This is a genomic window from Kribbella sp. NPDC050459 (assembly GCF_040655315.1).
GTDB lineage: Bacteria > Actinomycetota > Actinomycetes > Propionibacteriales > Kribbellaceae > Kribbella.
Map to the genome: position 1 here is coordinate 965,315 of NZ_JBFAJQ010000001.1, position 16,251 is coordinate 981,565.

17 protein-coding genes are annotated in these 16,251 nt (G+C 70.9%); 16 read left to right on the plus strand and 1 reads right to left on the minus strand.

Going from position 1 to position 16,251, the window contains the following annotated elements:
* The first annotated feature begins 9 nt into the window (after positions 1-9).
* The 16 genes from AB0I12_RS04475 to AB0I12_RS04550 all read left to right on the plus strand — a co-directional run bounded on the left by AB0I12_RS04475 (position 10) and on the right by AB0I12_RS04550 (position 13,987).
* Positions 10-1,140 carry an LLM class flavin-dependent oxidoreductase gene (locus AB0I12_RS04475; protein WP_359924435.1) on the plus strand — a complete coding sequence of 377 codons (1,131 nt, stop codon included), beginning with the start codon at positions 10-12 and terminating at the stop codon, positions 1,138-1,140.
* Positions 1,137-2,405, plus strand: coding sequence for a cytochrome P450 (locus AB0I12_RS04480; protein ID WP_359924437.1), 1,269 nt, complete (start codon positions 1,137-1,139; stop codon positions 2,403-2,405). Before AB0I12_RS04475 ends, AB0I12_RS04480 begins: the two co-directional genes overlap by 4 nt.
* A gap of 317 nt (positions 2,406-2,722) precedes the next feature.
* The gene (locus AB0I12_RS04485; RefSeq protein WP_359924439.1) at positions 2,723-3,859 is read left to right on the plus strand and encodes a ParB/RepB/Spo0J family partition protein; all 1,137 of its coding nucleotides are present in this window, start codon (positions 2,723-2,725) and stop codon (positions 3,857-3,859) included.
* On the plus strand, positions 3,777-4,532 hold the full coding sequence (gene fabG, locus AB0I12_RS04490) for a 3-oxoacyl-[acyl-carrier-protein] reductase (protein ID WP_359924442.1): 756 nt from the start codon (positions 3,777-3,779) through the stop codon (positions 4,530-4,532). The genes AB0I12_RS04485 and fabG overlap by 83 nt, the downstream gene beginning before the upstream one ends.
* Entirely contained in the window at positions 4,529-4,951 is a 423-nt protein-coding gene (locus tag AB0I12_RS04495) for a hypothetical protein (protein WP_359924443.1), read from the plus strand. The genes fabG and AB0I12_RS04495 overlap by 4 nt, the downstream gene beginning before the upstream one ends.
* Entirely contained in the window at positions 4,948-5,469 is a 522-nt protein-coding gene (locus AB0I12_RS04500) for a hypothetical protein (protein ID WP_359924446.1), read from the plus strand. The genes AB0I12_RS04495 and AB0I12_RS04500 overlap by 4 nt, the downstream gene beginning before the upstream one ends.
* Complete coding sequence (locus AB0I12_RS04505) at positions 5,466-5,723, plus strand: acyl carrier protein (RefSeq protein WP_359924447.1); 258 nt, start codon at positions 5,466-5,468, stop codon at positions 5,721-5,723. Before AB0I12_RS04500 ends, AB0I12_RS04505 begins: the two co-directional genes overlap by 4 nt.
* A 12-nt stretch (positions 5,724-5,735) precedes the next feature.
* Positions 5,736-6,941 (plus strand): beta-ketoacyl-[acyl-carrier-protein] synthase family protein, encoded by a 1,206-nt coding sequence (locus AB0I12_RS04510; protein ID WP_359924450.1) that lies wholly within the window; start codon positions 5,736-5,738, stop codon positions 6,939-6,941.
* Positions 6,938-7,996 (plus strand): beta-ketoacyl synthase N-terminal-like domain-containing protein, encoded by a 1,059-nt coding sequence (locus AB0I12_RS04515; RefSeq protein WP_359924452.1) that lies wholly within the window; start codon positions 6,938-6,940, stop codon positions 7,994-7,996. The genes AB0I12_RS04510 and AB0I12_RS04515 overlap by 4 nt, the downstream gene beginning before the upstream one ends.
* Positions 7,984-9,081, plus strand: a complete 1,098-nt coding sequence (locus AB0I12_RS04520) for a beta-ketoacyl synthase N-terminal-like domain-containing protein (RefSeq protein WP_359924454.1) — start codon at positions 7,984-7,986, stop codon at positions 9,079-9,081. Before AB0I12_RS04515 ends, AB0I12_RS04520 begins: the two co-directional genes overlap by 13 nt.
* A complete protein-coding gene (locus AB0I12_RS04525; RefSeq protein WP_359924457.1) occupies positions 9,078-9,929 on the plus strand; it encodes a beta-ketoacyl synthase N-terminal-like domain-containing protein in 852 nt (283 codons plus the stop codon). The genes AB0I12_RS04520 and AB0I12_RS04525 overlap by 4 nt, the downstream gene beginning before the upstream one ends.
* Positions 9,926-10,723 (plus strand): alpha/beta fold hydrolase, encoded by a 798-nt coding sequence (locus AB0I12_RS04530; RefSeq protein WP_359924460.1) that lies wholly within the window; start codon positions 9,926-9,928, stop codon positions 10,721-10,723. The genes AB0I12_RS04525 and AB0I12_RS04530 overlap by 4 nt, the downstream gene beginning before the upstream one ends.
* Positions 10,714-11,574: a thioesterase family protein gene (locus AB0I12_RS04535; RefSeq protein ID WP_359924463.1), complete on the plus strand. Its 861-nt coding sequence runs from the start codon at positions 10,714-10,716 to the stop codon at positions 11,572-11,574. The genes AB0I12_RS04530 and AB0I12_RS04535 overlap by 10 nt, the downstream gene beginning before the upstream one ends.
* 17 nt (positions 11,575-11,591) lie before the next feature.
* Positions 11,592-12,260, plus strand: coding sequence for a DsbA family protein (locus AB0I12_RS04540; protein WP_359924466.1), 669 nt, complete (start codon positions 11,592-11,594; stop codon positions 12,258-12,260).
* On the plus strand, positions 12,257-13,390 hold the full coding sequence (locus AB0I12_RS04545) for an acetyl-CoA C-acyltransferase (protein WP_359924468.1): 1,134 nt from the start codon (positions 12,257-12,259) through the stop codon (positions 13,388-13,390). The genes AB0I12_RS04540 and AB0I12_RS04545 overlap by 4 nt, the downstream gene beginning before the upstream one ends.
* Positions 13,391-13,393: 3 nt before the next feature.
* Entirely contained in the window at positions 13,394-13,987 is a 594-nt protein-coding gene (locus tag AB0I12_RS04550) for an NAD(P)H-dependent oxidoreductase (RefSeq protein ID WP_359924471.1), read from the plus strand.
* On the opposite strand, the gene AB0I12_RS04555 is transcribed toward AB0I12_RS04550, so the two are convergent.
* Complete coding sequence (locus AB0I12_RS04555; RefSeq protein WP_359924474.1) at positions 13,984-16,251, minus strand: CoA transferase; 2,268 nt, start codon at positions 16,249-16,251, stop codon at positions 13,984-13,986. The two genes, AB0I12_RS04550 and AB0I12_RS04555, sit on opposite strands and share 4 nt — an antisense overlap.

A 16,251-nucleotide genomic window follows, 5' to 3' on the forward strand; every position in this document is an offset into this window, starting at 1 on the left:
CGTAAACGGGTGTCCATCCGTTTGCATTGGTTCATCCCGTCCCACGGAGACGGGCGTGAAGTCGCCCGTCCCTCGGCCGCCGGCGCGAACGGGCAGGGCCCGGTCGGTCACCAGCGACGTGATCCGGACATCCGCTACCTGGTGGATGTGGCCCGGGCCGCCGACCAGGTGGGCTTCGACGGCGCGCTCATTCCGTTCGGCCTGTTCTGTGAGGATCCCTGGCTCGTCGCCGCCGCAGTGAGCCAGGCGACCGAGCGCCTGGGACTGATGGTCGCGTTCCGGACCGGGCTGGTCAGCCCGACGTTGCTGGCGCAGATGGCCGCGACGCTGCAGCGGATGTCCGGCGGACGGCTGCTGCTGAACGTGGTCGCCGGCGGTGACCTCGAAGAGCAACGCCGGTACGGCGACCATCTGCGGCACGACGAGCGGTACGACCGGGCCGACGAGGCGCTGCACGTGATGACCGGAGCGTGGACCGGCAAGGTCGACGTTCGCGGACGGTACGTGAACGCCGTGGGAGCCACCGTGGTGCGTCCGCCCGATCCGCTGCCGAGGATCTACGTCGGCGGTTCGTCTCCGAGTGCGCACCGTCTGGCGCTGCGCTACGCCGACGTACTGCTGTCCTGGGCCGAGCGGCCGGAAGATCATCGAGCCGTCGTGGACCAGGTCGCGGCGTACGGCGCGGACCGGCCGATCTCGTTCGGAACCCGGTTCCACGTCATCACCCGGGACCGGTTCGAGGACGCCTGGACCGAGACACGACGAATCATGGAGACCGTCGACCCTGCTCTCGTCGAGCGGACCCAGCAGCGTCTCGCCGGCAGCGACTCCCACGGCCAGCGCCGCAATCTCGCGCTGCACAACGGCGACCTGCGCAACTTGGAGGTCTACCCGAACGTGTGGGCGGGCCACGGCCTGACCAGACAGGGCTCGGGCCTCACGCTCGTCGGTTCCCACGCCGAGGTCGCCGACCGCATCGAGGAGTACCACCGCTGCGGGGTGAACGAGTTCATCCTCTCGGGTCAGCCGCACCTCGAAGAGATCTATTGGTTCGCGGAGGGCGTGATGCCGATCCTCAGAGCGCGCGGCCTGCTCGGTTCCGCAGCCCACGACGTCGCCCTGGAGGTGAGTGCCGGATGACTCTCCCACGACAGGAGCCACCGGCGTACGACGCACTGGCGGATCCGCGGACCTACGTGAACGGTCCGCCGTGGGCCCTGTTCGCGAGACTGCGCCGGGAGGCGCCGGTGGCCTGGATCGAGGAGCCCGTGGTCATCCGCCGCTCCGGCGGTCTGGAGCGGGCGACCCGCGGGCCCGGGTTCTGGGCCGTGACCTCGCACGCGTTGGTCGACATGGTCTCGCGACAGCCCGACCTGTTCTCGTCGGCCGAACGCGGTCCGTTCCTGCCCGAGCCGCAGTCGCGGTCCGACCTCGAACGGATGCGCCGCATGCTGGTCGGGATGGACGCGCCGGAGCATCGCACCTACCGGCAGCGCGTGACGCAGGTGCTCGACAGCCAGGCGGTCCGGGCCATGAAGGAGTCCATCGACGGCCACGCACAGGCCGTCGTACGGCGTGCCGTAGAGGCGGGCCGTTTCGAGGCGATCGGCGACGTCGCGGCGGATCTGCCGCTGCTGGTGCTGGCCGACCTGCTCGGCATCCCGCACAGTGACCGCACGCTGTTCATGCAGTGGAGCAACGCGCTGGTCGGATTCGACGATCCGGCGTTCGGCGGCGGTGACGTCCGCGTGTTCCGGCAGGCCATCGCGGACGCCTTCGGGTACGCGGCCGGGATCCGCGCGGACCGGCTGCGGACACCGTGTGACGATCTGGTCAGCAAGCTGGTCGTGTCGGAGGCCGACGGGCGCCGGCTGACGGAGCTCGAGTTCAGCCACCTGTGGCTGCTGCTGATCGTGGCCGGCAACGAGACCACGCGGCACCTGATCTCCGCCGGACTCGAATTGGTGGCGACCGAGCCGGGCCTGGCCGCGGAGCTCGCCGCCGACGAGCAGCTGCTGCCGACGTTCGTGGACGAGCTGCTGCGCTGGTCGACGCCGATCATGCAGTTCCGCCGGACCGTGACCAGCGACACGGTGCTCGGCACCCAGCGCCTACGGGCCGGCGACAAGGTGGTGCTGTACTACGTCTCGGCGAACCGGGACGAGACCGTGTTCACGCAGCCGGAGCGATTCGATCCGCGGCGGTCGCCCAACCCGCATCTCGCCTTCGGCGTCGGGCCGCACTTCTGTCTCGGCTGGCACGTCGCCCGCGCCGAGGCGATCGCGCTCTTCGGCGCATTTCGCCAGTGGTTGCCGCAGGTGCGGCTGGAGGCCGATCCGGTGCGTCTCGAGTCGAATTTCATGAACGGAATACGAGAGCTCCGGATGATGCTCGCAGCTAATTAATGCAGCTCTCAATTACGAGCGTTTCGGGTGCATCAATCCGCCCCGCTGCCGGCGAAATTGCCGCAGCGGGGCTGCTGTCCGATCACGGGCGACAGGTCGCCGCGATCCCAAGTCTAGCGGTGATCTGGACGCTTCGCGGTCGTGGCGTGGCGGATTGCAACAACCTGCAGATTCGTTGCGCTGCGTAGTTGCCGATCGGCAGGCTGGGCGATGTTCAACTGCGGGTACCCAGCGGTTGAACGCGTTCTGCCTATTCTCCGGAGGGGTTCATTGCGCGTCCAAACATAGACATTATCCGCTCGTTTACAGGGGGATACATGGTTGAATATGGACAGGAGTATCACGGGACACCGCCCACAGGCCCGGAAGTACCGAACCTGGCACCAGCTCAGCTCGTCCCGCGAGAGCTCCCCCTGCAGGAAATCTCGGTCGCCGACTCGCCGCGGTTGCGCGGCGTCGACGCCGACCACGTCCGGTTCCTCGCCGAGATCGGCGGCTGTCTGCCGCCGATCGTCGTGCACGAGGAGACGCGACGAGTCATCGACGGCGCCCATCGCGTCGAGGCCGCGCGGCTGCGCGGCGACACCACGATCAGCGCCCTGATGTTCCAGGGCAGCGAGCAGGCCGCCTTCGTCCTGGCGGTCGAGGCCAACAACAGTCACGGTCTGCCGTTGTCGCTGGCCGACCGGCGCGCCGCGGCGGCCCGGATCTTCAGTGCGTATCCGCAGTGGTCGGATCGCCGGCTGGCGTCGGTGTGCGGTCTGTCCGCGTCGACGATCGCGCAGCTGCGCCGCCGGCTGCGGGTCGACGACGCCGGCGCCGAGCCCCGGATCGGGCGGGACGGGAAGATCCGCCCGACCGACAGCGGCGTACGGCGCCTGCGGGCCAGCGAACTGTTCAAGGCGGACCCGGACGCGACGCTGCGTGAGGTGGCGGCCAAGGCCGGCATCTCGGTCGGCACCGCACGGGACGTCAAGGAGCGGCTTCGGCAGGGCGCACATCCGGTGCCGCGGTCGTTTCGGGCGTCGTTGCCCGGCGAGCCGGATCTGGACGCGCCCGATCTCGTCCGCGAGGAGGAGCCGACGCCCACGGTCATCGACGGCTGCGAACGCGGCCGTCTGCTCGAGACGCTGTGCAACGACCCGTCGGTGCGCTTCACCGACTCGGGCCGCCACCTGCTGCACTGGCTGCGCGGGCGGGCCTCGGGGGTGGACGGCTGGGACCAGGCGTTGGACGGTCTGGAGCCGCACTGCGACTTCGTGCTCGCGAAGCTGGCCAGAACGGTGTCCAACGAATGGTCCCTGCTGGCGACGGTCGTCGAGGAGCGCGCCCGGAACCGCGTCGACGAGCTGCCCGACGAAAGGTCCCACCATGGAAATCGGCAATCTCCGGCTGCCGGCCCACGTGCTGGTCACGGGCATCAGTCGTGGAATCGGCCGCGCAGTCGCACTTGACCTCGCGCGCCGCGGTGTCGCGGTGAGCGGCTGCTATGCGAGCAACAGTCGCGCGGCGGGCGATCTCGGCGCCGAGCTCGACGCGCTGGGCGCGCGGTCGGCGCTGGCGGCTTGCGACGTTTCCCGGCTGGCCGACACCGACGAGTTCGTTGCGGAGGCGGAGCGCCGGCTCGGCCCGATCGAGGGCGTCGTCAACAACGCCGGGATCACTCGTGACGGACTGGCGGTCACGATGTCGCCCGAGCGCTGGTCCGAGGTCATCGACACCAATCTGACCGGGACCTGGAACGTCTGCCGGTCGACGACGTACCGCATGCTCAAACGCCGGAGCGGGTCGGTCGTCAACGTGTCGTCGACGGCCGGTGTGTACGGGAACAAAGGCCAGACGAACTACTCGGCCGCGAAGGCCGGGATCATCGGCCTGACCAAGGCCCTCGCGAAGGAGGTCGCGCCGTACGGCGTGCGCGTCAACGCGGTGGCCCCGGGTTTCATCGAGACCGACATGACCGCCGGGCTGTCGGAGCGGCAGCGGGAGCGAGCCCTGACGTCGATCCCGCTGGCCAGATTCGGCGGCGTCGACGACGTCAGCGAGTTGATCGCCTTCCTGTTGTCGTCCCGCGCCGGATACATCACTGCACAGGTGATCCAAGTCGACGGAGGGATGGTCCTGTGACGACCACCGCAGCTCGGAGTCCACGACTCGGGCACGCGTCGCCGCTCACCGAGATGCCGATGTCCGACCCGGCGTACGCGAACGATGCGGTCGTCCGGCTGGTGGAGATTCCGGCCGGGGGCGCCTACCAGGACAGCCACTTTCCCGAGCATCCGATCTTCCCGGGCGTCTTCCTCGCCGAGTTGTGCTGCCGTCTCGCTCTCGACCTCGTGGACCATGCGCCGGCCGTCTGGGCCGTCACGCAGATCCGCGCGCTGCGTCTCGTGGCGCCGGTCCATCCGGGGGAGACGCTCGAGGTCCGGACGGTCCGAGACGCTCAGGCCGGTCCCGCCCGGAACTCGGTCGATGTCTGGTCGACGTTCAGCCGTGACGGCACCGTCGTCGGGACGGCGTACGTGACACTGGAGCCGCAGCCATGAGGGCCGTCCGCTCGACGGCGCCGGCGGTGTTGCCGCAGTTGCTGCCGCACGGCGCCGGCATGCTGCTGGTGGACCGCGTCGAGTCCCTGACCCCCGGGCGTTGCCTGGTGGCGGCGCACACGGTTCGCGCCGACGAACCCTGCTTCGCCGCGGGCGCGGACGACGGCCGGCTCCGGTACCCGCCGACGCTCCTGCTCGAGTCGATGGGTCAAGCGGCCGCGCTGCTGTGGATGGCGAGCACGGCGTACCAACACGAGCAGGTGCCGATGCTGGCGACGGTCCGAGGCTTCCGGCTGCTCGGGCCGGTGTTCGCCGGCGACGTCGTCCGGCATCGCGTGCGGCTGGAGCACTGCGGACAGCAGTCCGCGATGGCCTCCGCGACGACCGAGGTCGACGGCGTCCGGGTCGCCGAGGTCGAGTCGCTCCTGGCCGTCGGGCGAAGACCTGCCGAACTGCCTGCCGCCTCCGCGGCGCCAGGCGAAGTCGCGTCACCACCGACAAAGGAGAAGCGAGCATGACCGACGTGTCCACCACCCATTACGAAGACCTGCGCGAGCTCGTGGCCGATGTGCTCGAGGTCGAACCCGACGAGCTCACCGGCGACGGCAGCTTCATCGAGGAGTACGAGGCCGACTCCCTGCGGGCGATCGAGATGCTGGCCCGGATCGAGAAGAAGTACCGCATCGAGATCCCGCAGTCCGAGCTCGAGAAGATGGAGAACCTCGACGCCGTGTACGCCGTCACGGCCGGCTACGCCGGATGGTCCGAGTAGTCGGGACGCGCCATGCGACGGGTCTTCATCACCGGCATCGGACCGGTGTCCAACATCGGCACCGGAGTGTCGGCCTTCACCGAGGGGCTGCGCTCCGGGCGCTCCGGCGTGTCGACCATCTCCAGCTTCGACCTGTCGGGCTTCCCGCGCCGCCTCGGCGGCGAGGTCAAGGACTTCGCGCCGGACGGCCTGATCCGCAACCTCGACCTGGACCGGTGGGGTCGCTCCAGCCTGCTGGCGGCGGCCGCGGCCCGGCTGGCCGTCGAGGACGGCGGGCTCGACGAGCAGGTGCTGACCGAGCGTCGCAGCGGCGTCGTCATCGGAACGACCAGCGGTGAGTCCCGGGTCGTCGACGAGATCGGCGAGCGCGTCGCCAGGGCCGGTCACGAGCGGATGCCGCGGGAGGCGGTGCGCAAGCTTCCCGCCGCCAGGCTGAGCGCCGCGGTCAGCGAGGAGTTCGGGCTGTACGGCGAGTCGGTCACGATCGCGACCGCCTGCGCGGCCGGCAACTACGCGCTCGGTTACGCCTTCGACGCGGTGGCCGGCGGCCGGGCCGAGTTCATGCTGGCCGGCGGGGCCGACTCGGTGTGCCGCTGGGCGCATGCGGGTTTCGTCCGCCTGGGCGCCGTGGCCGAACAGGCGTGCGCACCGTTCGACCGGGACCGGTCGGGCATCGTCACCGCCGAGGGCGGAGCGATGCTGCTGCTCGAGTCCGCGGCGAGTGCCGAGGCCCGCGGGGCGCGGGTGTACGCCGAGATCCTCGGCTACGGGCTGAACTGCGACGCGAACCACATGGTCGCGCCGAACGCGGAGAGCATCGCCCGGTGCATGCGCCTCGCGCACCGGCGGGCAGGGATCCGGGCCGAGGAGATCGAGTACGTCTGCACCCACGGGACCGGCACACCGGCGAACGACCGGACCGAGGTCGCGGCCCTGCGGGACGTCTTCGACGGCCGGGTGCCGCCGGTCAGCTCGATCAAGTCGATGCTCGGGCACACGATGGGCGCGGCGAGTGCGTTCGGTGCGATGGCCTGTGCGCTCGCGATCGCGGAGGGCTTCCTGCCGCCGACCATCAACTGGCGGACGCCGGACCCGGAGCTGGCCGACATCGACCCGGTGCCGAACTATGCGCGGCCGCACCGGATCCGGATGGCGCAGAACGACAGCTTCGCGTTCGGCGGCAACAACGCGATCGTCGTCCTGGCGGAGGCACTATGAGTTCACTGGAGATCCTGGGAGTCGGGACCGTCGGAGCGGACGCCGATGCGGTGCGCCGGGCGAGCCTGTCGGCCGCGGAGCTGGCCGCGCGCTGGGAGGAGGCGCCGTTCCCGGCGACGACGGCCTATGCGCCCGTCGAGCTCGACGTGAAGCGTCAGCTCGGCCGTAAGGGCACCAGCTTCTTCGATCGGCGGACGGCGCTGACGATCCTCGCCGCGCGCGATGCGCTGACGGACGCGGGGATCGATCTCGAGGCGGTCGACCGGTCGCGGGTCGGCGTGGTGCTCGGGACCGCGATCGGCAGCATCCAGTCGTCCGTCGACTACTCGGTCGCGACCTTCACCCAGGACCCGCCGCACCTGGTCAACCCGGGGCTGTTTCCGAACACGGTGATGAACGGGGCCGCCGGCCAGGCCGCGATCTGGTTCGGCCTCACCGGGGTCAACGCCACGATCGGCGGCGGATCGATGGCCTTCCTCTCGGTACTGCGCTACGCGACAAGCCTGTTCGACACCGGTCAGAGCGACCTGCTCGTCGTCGGAGTGGTCGACGAGCTGACGCCGGTCGGCGCCTGGGTCGCCGGAGGGCGGGAGGACGTGCGCGGTTGTCTGGCCGAAGGCGGCGCGCTGTTCGTGGTGCGCGCGACCGATCAGGAGACGCACGACCGGCCGCAGGTGGTCGGGGTGACGATCGGCTTCGCCCCGTCCTCCGCGCCACGGATGGAGGCGCTGGCTCGCTGCGCGACGGAGGCCTTGTCCGATGCCGGCGTGGCGCCCGAGGAAGTCGCCTGCGTCGTGGGTCTGTCCGCCGGCGAGCTGGCGTCGTTCGCTTCGTCCGCCTGGCTGGCCGGTCCCGGCATCGAGAATCTCGACCGTGCTCCGCTCGACGGCGGCAACGAGTTGGCCGACCCGGCCACGGACATGATCGCGCTCGCCCGGGTGCTGGGCGCACCGACCGCCGAGACGGCGTTCCGGCGGTACGGGCTGTTGCTGGCATCCAGCGACGAGGGCGCTGTCGGTTGCGCCGTACTGCGAGGTCCGTCGTGGCACTCCTAGCGCAGATCGTCGTCCGCACCTGTCTCGGTGACGGCGAATCCACCTTCCGCCGCATGATGGCCGGCGCGGTCGGCGCGCGACCACTCGACGGGATCGACGCGGACCTGGTGAATGTCGGGGCCGGCTATCAGATCACCGGGACTCCGGCCCCCTCGGCGACGGAGCTGCTCCTTCAGTGCCTCGCCCCGATGGTCGAGCACAGCGAGGGGCCGCGTCCGGTCGTGATCGGGACCGGGCTGCGGGAAGTCCGGCCGATCGAGCGCTGGGCGGTGGGAGAGGGTGCGGTCGACGCCGGTTGCCTCGACTTCGGGAAGGACGTCACCGCGAAGCTGCCGGACCTGTGGCCGGTGACGACGATCTCCAACGCGTGCAGCGCGTCCGGGCACGCGCTGGCGATCGCGCAGGACATGGTCGACAGCGGTGAGGCCGCGGCCGTGGTCGCTGCCGGAGTCGACGTGCTCGCGGCATCGATGCTGGCCATGATCGGCCGGGTCAGCCAGACGCGGACGGCCAGGGTGCGACCGTTCGACAGCGACCGGACCGGCGTGCTGCTGGGCGACGGCGCCGCCGCGGCCCTGGTGGTCGCGGACGACTGGACGGGCCCGGTCGTGGGCAGGCTGCTGGCTACCGGCCTGTCGTGCGACGCCTTCCACGAGACCGCGCCGTCCGAGGACGGGATCGTTCGCGCGATGCGGGACGCCCATCGCCGCGGTGGACGGGCCGCCGCCGACGTCGACCTGATCGTTGCCCATGGCACCGGAACGGCACTGAACGACCCGGTGGAACTCGGCGCGATCGCCGAGGTGTTCGGGACGGCGGACGCCGGGCCCTTGGTCACGGCGGGGAAGGGCGCGGTCGGTCATACGTCCGGCGCGGCCGCCCTGGTCAGTCTCGACCTGGCCGCGCGGACCCTGACCGGCGACGTGCCGGCGATCGCGGGTCTGGTCCGTCCGATCGCCGAGGCCACGGGGACAAGGCTGGTTAGGTCGCCCTTGCGAGACGCGACGGTGAACCTCGTCCAGGTCAACGCCTTCGGGTTCGGCGGCGTGAACGCGGTGACGCTGCTGGAACGGATCGCCTCGTGATCGCCGTCACCGGGCGGAGCCTGCACGTCCCGGGCCTGCGCCCGGGGACCGCGCTGCTGGGCTGGGTGCCGGAGCCGTCCTGCGAGCCCGAGGATGCGCGCGAGCTCCTTGGCCGGAAGGGATTGCTGGCCAAGGAGCCTGCGACGGTTCTCGCGCTCTGCGCGGTGCATCGGGCCCTCGGCCTCGAGCCCGGGAGCGGTCCGCGGCGCCGTGACGAGCCCGTCGACAGCGGTACGGCGGTCGTCGTCAGCTCGAACCTCGGCAATCTGGCCACGGTCTGTGCGGTCACCCGGCAGGCGTACGCCGGGCGAGTGCGCGAGGTGAGTCCTCTCGACGCGCCGAACGTGTCGAGCAACGTCATCGCGAGCAGCGTGGCGATCCGGTTCGGCTTCGCAGGACCGAACCTGATGGTCTGCTCCGGCGATACCTCCGGCTCCGACGCGCTGGCGATCGCCGCCCGGCTGCTCCGCGCGGGCCGCTGCCGGCGCGCGATCGTGGTCGGCGTCGAGCCCCGTGACGAGGTGACGGAGGCCGTCTTCGCGGATCAGCTCTTCGACGGCGCCGCCTGCGTCGTACTCGAGCAACTGGAGGGCGATTACGTGATAGGTCCGGTCACCACCGCCAGGCGGCCGCGCGTCGAGCAGGCGGATGTCGTGCTCGCGGCGGGTCAGGGCGGTCTCGATCTCGACCGGCAGCTGGGGGCGACGTACGGCGCGCGTGGCGTTGTGCAGGCCGTCGTCGCGACCCAGGCCGTTGCGTCGGGTACGGCGGCGTCGGTGCAGGTGCTCGACGGCGGCCCGGACACGGGGTACCGGATGTTCACCGTCCGCAGGGAGCCGCGCCGATGACCGCGGGATCGCCGGCAGTGCACCGGCTGAGTCCACCGGCGGAGCGGACCCTCCTTGTTCTGCACGGACTCGAGGACACCCATGGAAGCTGGCGGCCGGTCGCTCGCGCACTGGGAGCGGGCTGGGGCTGCGTCGGCGCCGACATGCCGTGGCGCGCCGGGAACTCGTACCAGTGGCGATGGGACGCCGCGCCGGGAGACTGGGTCGCCAGGACGCTGGCGCGGCTCGATCGTCCGCCGGATCTGGTGCTCGCGCACTCCTTCTCGGCGAATGCCGTTCTCGACTTCCTCGTCAGGGACCAGCGCCCGGGGATCCCGGCCGCGGTGCTGCTGTCGCCGTTCTTCTACGGTACGAAGCAACGGGCCACCTGGCAGACCTGGGACGCCGCGCGGCGGGCGTTCGAGCGGCAGATCCGCGCGGGGGTCTCGGTACGCTCCCGCTCCCGCATCGGTGCCGACGATCTCGAACTGGTGATCAGCAGAACGCTGGCCAGGGTAGGGATCGACGGTTTCGTCGCGGTCTTCGACGAGTACCTGCGCAGCGGGACTCTCGACCTCGGCGCCGTCTCGGTCCCGGTCTCGGTGGTGGTCGGCGGCAACGAACGCACCCGCTCCGCCGAATGCGCCGCGCTGGCCGCCGCACTGCCCAACTCGAGCCTGGTCATCGAGCCGGACCGCGACCACTATCTTCACCTGACCGATCCGGAGCGGGTGGCCGGGCACTGCCGAAAGGCCCTTCCGCCGGACCTCGCGGATCGGGCCAGCTACCAGAGAGGAGCTTCCGGATGCTGGTAGACGAGACGGTGTCCGCCGACACCTTCCGGCCGCGCTACGGCAGCGCGAACATTCGTACCTGGATCGGCTTCAAGCAGTTCGTGTCGATCGCCGAGGAAGCCGTGCTGACCTGGTTCCGCGATCGGGGCCGTGGACCGCAAGAGCTGTACGAGTCGCACGGCCTGGCCTTGTCCGTGCTGGACAGCTCGGTATTGCTGCCGTCGGTGCTGACCATCGACGACACCGTCGAAGCCCAGGTGGAAAGCCGTGGTGCGGGCGACTTCAGGGTGCGCCTGACGACGGAGCGGAAGACCGGCCCCGAGACGGTTCTGAAAGGGCGGGTCCGGGTCGGCCTCGTGGACGAGACAGGCGAGGGGCAGCGGCCACCTGGAGACCTGGCGGCCGCTGTCGACGTCGTACCGGGGCTGCCGCCGGCGACGACGACCGTGGACGCAGACGCGTTCCGGCACGACTGGACCGCGCGCTACTTCCACTGCCAGTACTCGAGTCGCGTGCAGCACTCGGCGTACGTCGCTCATCTCGAGGAGCTGGTCGACCGCTACCTCGCCGGCGTCGGCCTCGCGATCCCGGAGCTGCTCGAGACCCGCGGGTGGATCCCGGTGGTGTCGCGGGCACGCGTGACGCTGGTCGGACAGGCGTGTATGGGCGACGTGATCGCCTCGCGCTTCGCGGTGACGGATGTCTGGAAGGACAAGGCGTACGACGGGCGGATGACCTGTGAGGTCGGCGGCACGCCCGTGGCCCAGGCGTCCATCGTGCACGGGTACGCCGTCAGTCGCGGATCCGAGGCCGGTCAGCTGGCGACCCTCGACGCGGACACCCTGCACCGCCTGACGAGGGCGGACCGATGACGCGGCCAGGTCCGCGGATGCACTTCTCCTTTCGCAGCCCCTACACCTGGATGGCGTCGATCAAGCTGCGCCGGCGGGTGCCGGACGCGTTCTCGCGCCTCGAGCTGGTCCCGTACTGGAATCCGGACCAGCGCACCAGGGACGAGCTCGCGGCCCGCGGCGCGGAGTTCCACTACGCCGACATGAGCAAGGCCAAGCACCTCTACATCCTGCGTGACACGCGGGGCCAGGCGCGCAAGCTCGGGCTGACGATGCGGTGGCCGATCGACGTCGACCCCTGGTGGGAGTTGCCGCATCTGGCCTGGTGGGTCTGCCGGCGGCAAGGCCGGGGTGAAGAGTTCTTCGACGCGGTGATGGCGGCCCGGTGGGAGCGCGGCGAGAACATCTGCGAGCGACCGGTGGTACGCCGGATCTGCGCCGGGCTCGGCATCGACGACGAGGAGGTCGTCGCGGCGCCGGAATCGGCCGAGGTGCGGCGGGACGCGGTCGAGGCGCTCGTCAGGGCCTACCACGACGACATCTTCGGCATCCCGTACTTCCGCACCGGGCAGCATCGCTTCTGGGGCCTGGACCGCGTGGACGACTTCGTCGACGCGTGGCTGGCCACCGCCAAGCCCGATCCGCACGTGCCTGACCAGGTGCCGGTGCGAGGCTTCGGGGACGACACCGCCGGAGGGTGCGGATGATCGGCGCCGGCACGCCGGTGCTCATCGACGGTGTGCGGACCCCGTTCGGCAAGCGCGGCGGAACGCTCTCGGCGCTGAAGCCGGTCGCGTTGCTGCGCTGTGTGCTCGAGGCGCTCCTCGAGCGGACCGAGGTACCGCCGTCGATGATCGACCAGGTCGTCGGGGGCTGTGTGACCCAGGTGGCCGAGCAAGGGCTGAACGTGACCCGGAACGCCTGGCTGGCCACCGGCTGGGACTACGCACCCGGATGCACGACGGTCGACGCCAGTTGTGGCTCTGGGCAACAAGCGGCGCACTTCGCGGCCGCGCTGATCGGGTCCGGAGCCGTGGACACGGTGATTGCCTGCGGCGTCGAATCGATGAGCAGGGCTCCCGCCGGTAGCAACATTCCGGGCGGTGTCGACTCGGTTAAGCTGCCGGACTATCCGTGGGACGACCCGCACGGGGTGCAGTTCGGCGGCGCAGAGCGAGTCGCGGATGCGGTCGGACTCACGCGCCGGGATCTCGACGAGTACGCCGTCCTGTCACAGACCCGTGCGGCGAACGCGGCCGCACAGGGACGCTTCGGTGCGGAGATCGTCCCGATCGCCGGCCTGGAGACGGACGAGGGAGTGCGGGCGACCTCGCTCGACGTGCTCGCGGGGCTGCCACCGGTCATGCGCGGCGGGCGGCACACGGCGGCGACCAGTTCGCAGGTGTCGGACGGAGCCTCGGCCACGCTGTGGACGTCGTACCGCAAGGCGCGGGAGCTCGGCCTGCGTCCGGTCGCCCGGATCCGGGCGCAGGAGTTCCGCGGGTCTCCGCCCGACCAGCTGCTGTCCGGTCCGTTGGTCGCGACCGGGCCGTGCCTGGCGCGAGCCGGCGCCGGCGTCGCGGACCTGGATGTGGTCGAGGTCAACGAGGCGTTCGCGAGTGTCCCGCTGGCCTGGTGCCGGAAGTACGGGCGTTCCCCGGACACGGTGAACGTCGACGGAGGCGCCATTGCTCTCGGCCATCCACTCGGGGCGACCGGCGGCCGGCTGCTCGTCCACGCCGTCCGCGAACTGCAACGGATCGACGGCGAGTTGGCTCTGGTGACGTTGTGCTGTGGAGGCGCAATGGGTGCTGCGACTGTGCTGCAGAGGATGTGACGTATGTCTGCCGGAACGCGAGCTCGAGTCCGCGAACTGACGCCCCAGGCCGCGACGCGCCGCCTCGGCGCCGTGGTGCCGTGCACCGTCCTGGTCGGGAGTCCACGGCAGCGTTCCCGGACCCAGACGGTGACCGAGCTGCTCGCCCGGCGGACCTGCGACCAGTTGCGGGAGGCCGGCGTCGACGTCGAACCTGCCCGCCTGATCGAGCTCCGCAAGCTCAGTCCGATCGCGTTCGACGGCCAGCAGGAAGAGGTCCAGGCCGCGATCGCCGACGTGATGCGGCCGGGTCTGCTGTTCATCGGTTCGCCGACGTACCTGGAGACCTTCAGCGGGATGCTGAAGGTCTTGCTCGACCTGGTCCCGCGGGACGGTCTCGGGCAGACCGTCGCCGTCCCGGTGATGACTGCCGCCGACCGTCGGCACCGGTTCGCGGTCGAGCGCTATCTCGCACCGCTGCTGGTCGCCATGGGCGCCAGGGTTCCGGTGCCGGGGCTGTCGGTCATCGAGGAGGAGATGCCGCGGATCGACGGGCTGCTCGACTCCTGGTGCGAGGATTCCTGCGCGCAGCTGGTCGCCGCGCTGGAGAAGATCTAGCGTCCGCGGCGGCGCCGGGGCTGTTTCGGCGTCGTCCCGATGACCTTGGCCGCCCGGTACCGCTCGATCGACGCGCTGTCCAGGCCGATCCAGTCGCGCAGCACCTCGTCGGTGTGCTCGTCGAACCGCGGCGCGGGCCGGCGGCTGACCAGTCGGTGGGCTCCGATCGTTCCGGGCAACGTGAGGTACGCGCGGCGACCCGCGACGGCGTGCGGAACGTAATGCGTACGACCGGTCCGTGTCAGCTCCCCGCTCGCCCACAGGCCGGCGATCGACCTGACGGCCTCGGCTTCCAGACCTGCCTGCTGGAGAGCGGCGACCGCCGAGTGGACGTCGAGAGCTGTCACGACGTCGCAGTCGGTCGCCGTCGGTCCGCGATAGGCGGTGTAACCGTCGAGAACGGGGAGGATCCCGCCGGCGCCGGGGCCTGGCTCGGAGTTGCCCAGGCGGGCCGGCTCACGTCCGTCGCGACTGCGGTACACCAGCCCTTCGCCGAGTTGCATCCACAGCGTCTCGTGCTGCGCCAGGTCGATCCAGTCGCCCGCGCCGTCGGCGGCACGACCGAGCCAGGCGAACAGGATCGCTGCCGCGCCATGGATTCCGGCGACGGCGTCGGGGAAGTACGTCGTACTCACCGCGGCGCCGTCGGCCGGGGGACCGTACCGTGCGGCGAATCCGCCCATCGCCTCGATGACGCTGCCGTAGCCGGGCATCGCGGCGTGCGGTCCGGTCTGGCCGAGCGCCGGCATCATCAGCACGACGAGTCCGCGATCCACCAGCCCGCGGACCGCGGGCGTCAGGCCGCGTTTGTCCAGGACGTCCGCGGACACGTTGATCACCAGCGCGTCGGCGCGTTCGGCCAGGCGCTCGAAGAGGACGGCTCCCTCGGCCTCGTCAAGGTCCAGGGAGATCGCGCGCTTGTTCCGGTTCACGCTGTTGAACTGCGCGGACGCGTCCCAGGTGCAGGTGTCCGGATCGGCTCCGGCGGGCAGGTCGACGCCGAGGTCACCGAGGCGGCGCCGGCTCCGCCAGCCGTCCGGCCGCCGGCCCACCTCGACCCGGACCACGTCCGCGCCGAGAGCGCCGAGAATGCTTCCGGTCAGCGGGCCGGACCACGCCAGCGTCAGCTCCAGCACCCGCCGGCCGGCGAGTGGCAGCGGCGTCGCGGCGGTCTCCGGCCGGTTCCGGCGTACTGGCTGGGTCAGGAACCAGTCGCTGTCCGCGCCGGGTCGGCGGAGACTCATCGCTCCGGCCGCGGCCTCGCGGCCGGAGCGCCAGGGACGCGCCGGGGCCAGCGCACCGTTGCCCCCGGCAACCGGCTGCAGGAATCCGCGGGCGGCCAGGTGCGGATCCTCCAAGGCGTCCGAACATGTCATCACCGTCCCTACCACCCATTCGACGTCCAGCCCGGCCGCGAAGATCTCCTGCTTGGTCCGGGACCGGTACCAACCGCTGATCTCCGCGCGTAGCGCCGCACGGTTCGCCCAGCGATTGGCCCATACGAATCGCTCGTCGTAGGTCAGGTCCTCGCGTCCGTACACCGTGCACTGCCGGCTCCAGTCGACCGGCCGGACGGTACCGGGGACGACGTACCCGTCCGCGCACCGGAAGACGCCCGACGGGAAGCTCGATGCCAGGTGACCGGCGTTCGCGGTCGCTTCGGACGCGGACCGATTCGGTGACGTCATGGTGTACAGCGCGGCCGCAGCCTGGGACTCGAAGGCGAAGGAGGCGACATCCCGCCAGGGCAGCCGTGCCGTCCGCTGCCCACCGAGCAGTGCGGCGCCGGCCAGGACAGCGGCGTACGCACCGGCAAGGTATTGACTCTGCCAGCCGGGAAACCGGAGCGGAACGCCTTCGTCGTCGACGCTTTCCGCGAGCAGCCCGGAGGCGGCCTGCACCAGCAGTTCGTCGTCGGGATGCGGGAACGGACTGACCTGCAGCCAGACGGGTCCACCCGAGGACGAGGGCTCGTCCGGCCCGGGCTCGTCGGCGAGGACCAGGTCGGCCCAGGCCAAGCCGTGCCCGACGGCTGCAGGTGTCCGCCGGACCAGCCGTTTGCCGGTGTTGAGGTGGACGAACAGCGGGCTCGGGTCGGCCGTGTCGGCGGCGTCGATCCTGGTCGTCCGGGCGACGTCGAGGGCGGCGGGCTCGAGTTTGACGACGGTTGCCCCGAGCATCGACATCAGGCGGCCGGCGTACGGCCCGACGACGCCTTCGCCGAGTTCGAGGACGCGCAGGCCGGACAGCGGTGGCCGGAGCAT

Bases quoted from the DNA above. Each gene is read 5' to 3' on its own strand.
- AB0I12_RS04485 (WP_359924439.1), top strand. From the start codon at position 2,723: ATGGTTGAATATGGACAGGAGTATCACGGGACACCGCCCACAGGCCCG.
- AB0I12_RS04515 (WP_359924452.1), top strand. From the start codon at position 6,938: ATGAGTTCACTGGAGATCCTGGGAGTCGGGACCGTCGGAGCGGACGCC.
- AB0I12_RS04480 (WP_359924437.1), top strand. From the start codon at position 1,137: ATGACTCTCCCACGACAGGAGCCACCGGCGTACGACGCACTGGCGGAT.
- fabG (WP_359924442.1), top strand. From the start codon at position 3,777: ATGGAAATCGGCAATCTCCGGCTGCCGGCCCACGTGCTGGTCACGGGC.
- AB0I12_RS04540 (WP_359924466.1), top strand. From the start codon at position 11,592: ATGCACTTCTCCTTTCGCAGCCCCTACACCTGGATGGCGTCGATCAAG.
- AB0I12_RS04550 (WP_359924471.1), top strand. From the start codon at position 13,394: ATGTCTGCCGGAACGCGAGCTCGAGTCCGCGAACTGACGCCCCAGGCC.
- AB0I12_RS04555 (WP_359924474.1), bottom strand. From the start codon at position 16,251: ATGCTCCGGCCACCGCTGTCCGGCCTGCGCGTCCTCGAACTCGGCGAA.
- AB0I12_RS04510 (WP_359924450.1), top strand. From the start codon at position 5,736: ATGCGACGGGTCTTCATCACCGGCATCGGACCGGTGTCCAACATCGGC.
- AB0I12_RS04545 (WP_359924468.1), top strand. From the start codon at position 12,257: ATGATCGGCGCCGGCACGCCGGTGCTCATCGACGGTGTGCGGACCCCG.
- AB0I12_RS04500 (WP_359924446.1), top strand. From the start codon at position 4,948: ATGAGGGCCGTCCGCTCGACGGCGCCGGCGGTGTTGCCGCAGTTGCTG.
- AB0I12_RS04505 (WP_359924447.1), top strand. From the start codon at position 5,466: ATGACCGACGTGTCCACCACCCATTACGAAGACCTGCGCGAGCTCGTG.
- AB0I12_RS04535 (WP_359924463.1), top strand. From the start codon at position 10,714: ATGCTGGTAGACGAGACGGTGTCCGCCGACACCTTCCGGCCGCGCTAC.
- AB0I12_RS04530 (WP_359924460.1), top strand. From the start codon at position 9,926: ATGACCGCGGGATCGCCGGCAGTGCACCGGCTGAGTCCACCGGCGGAG.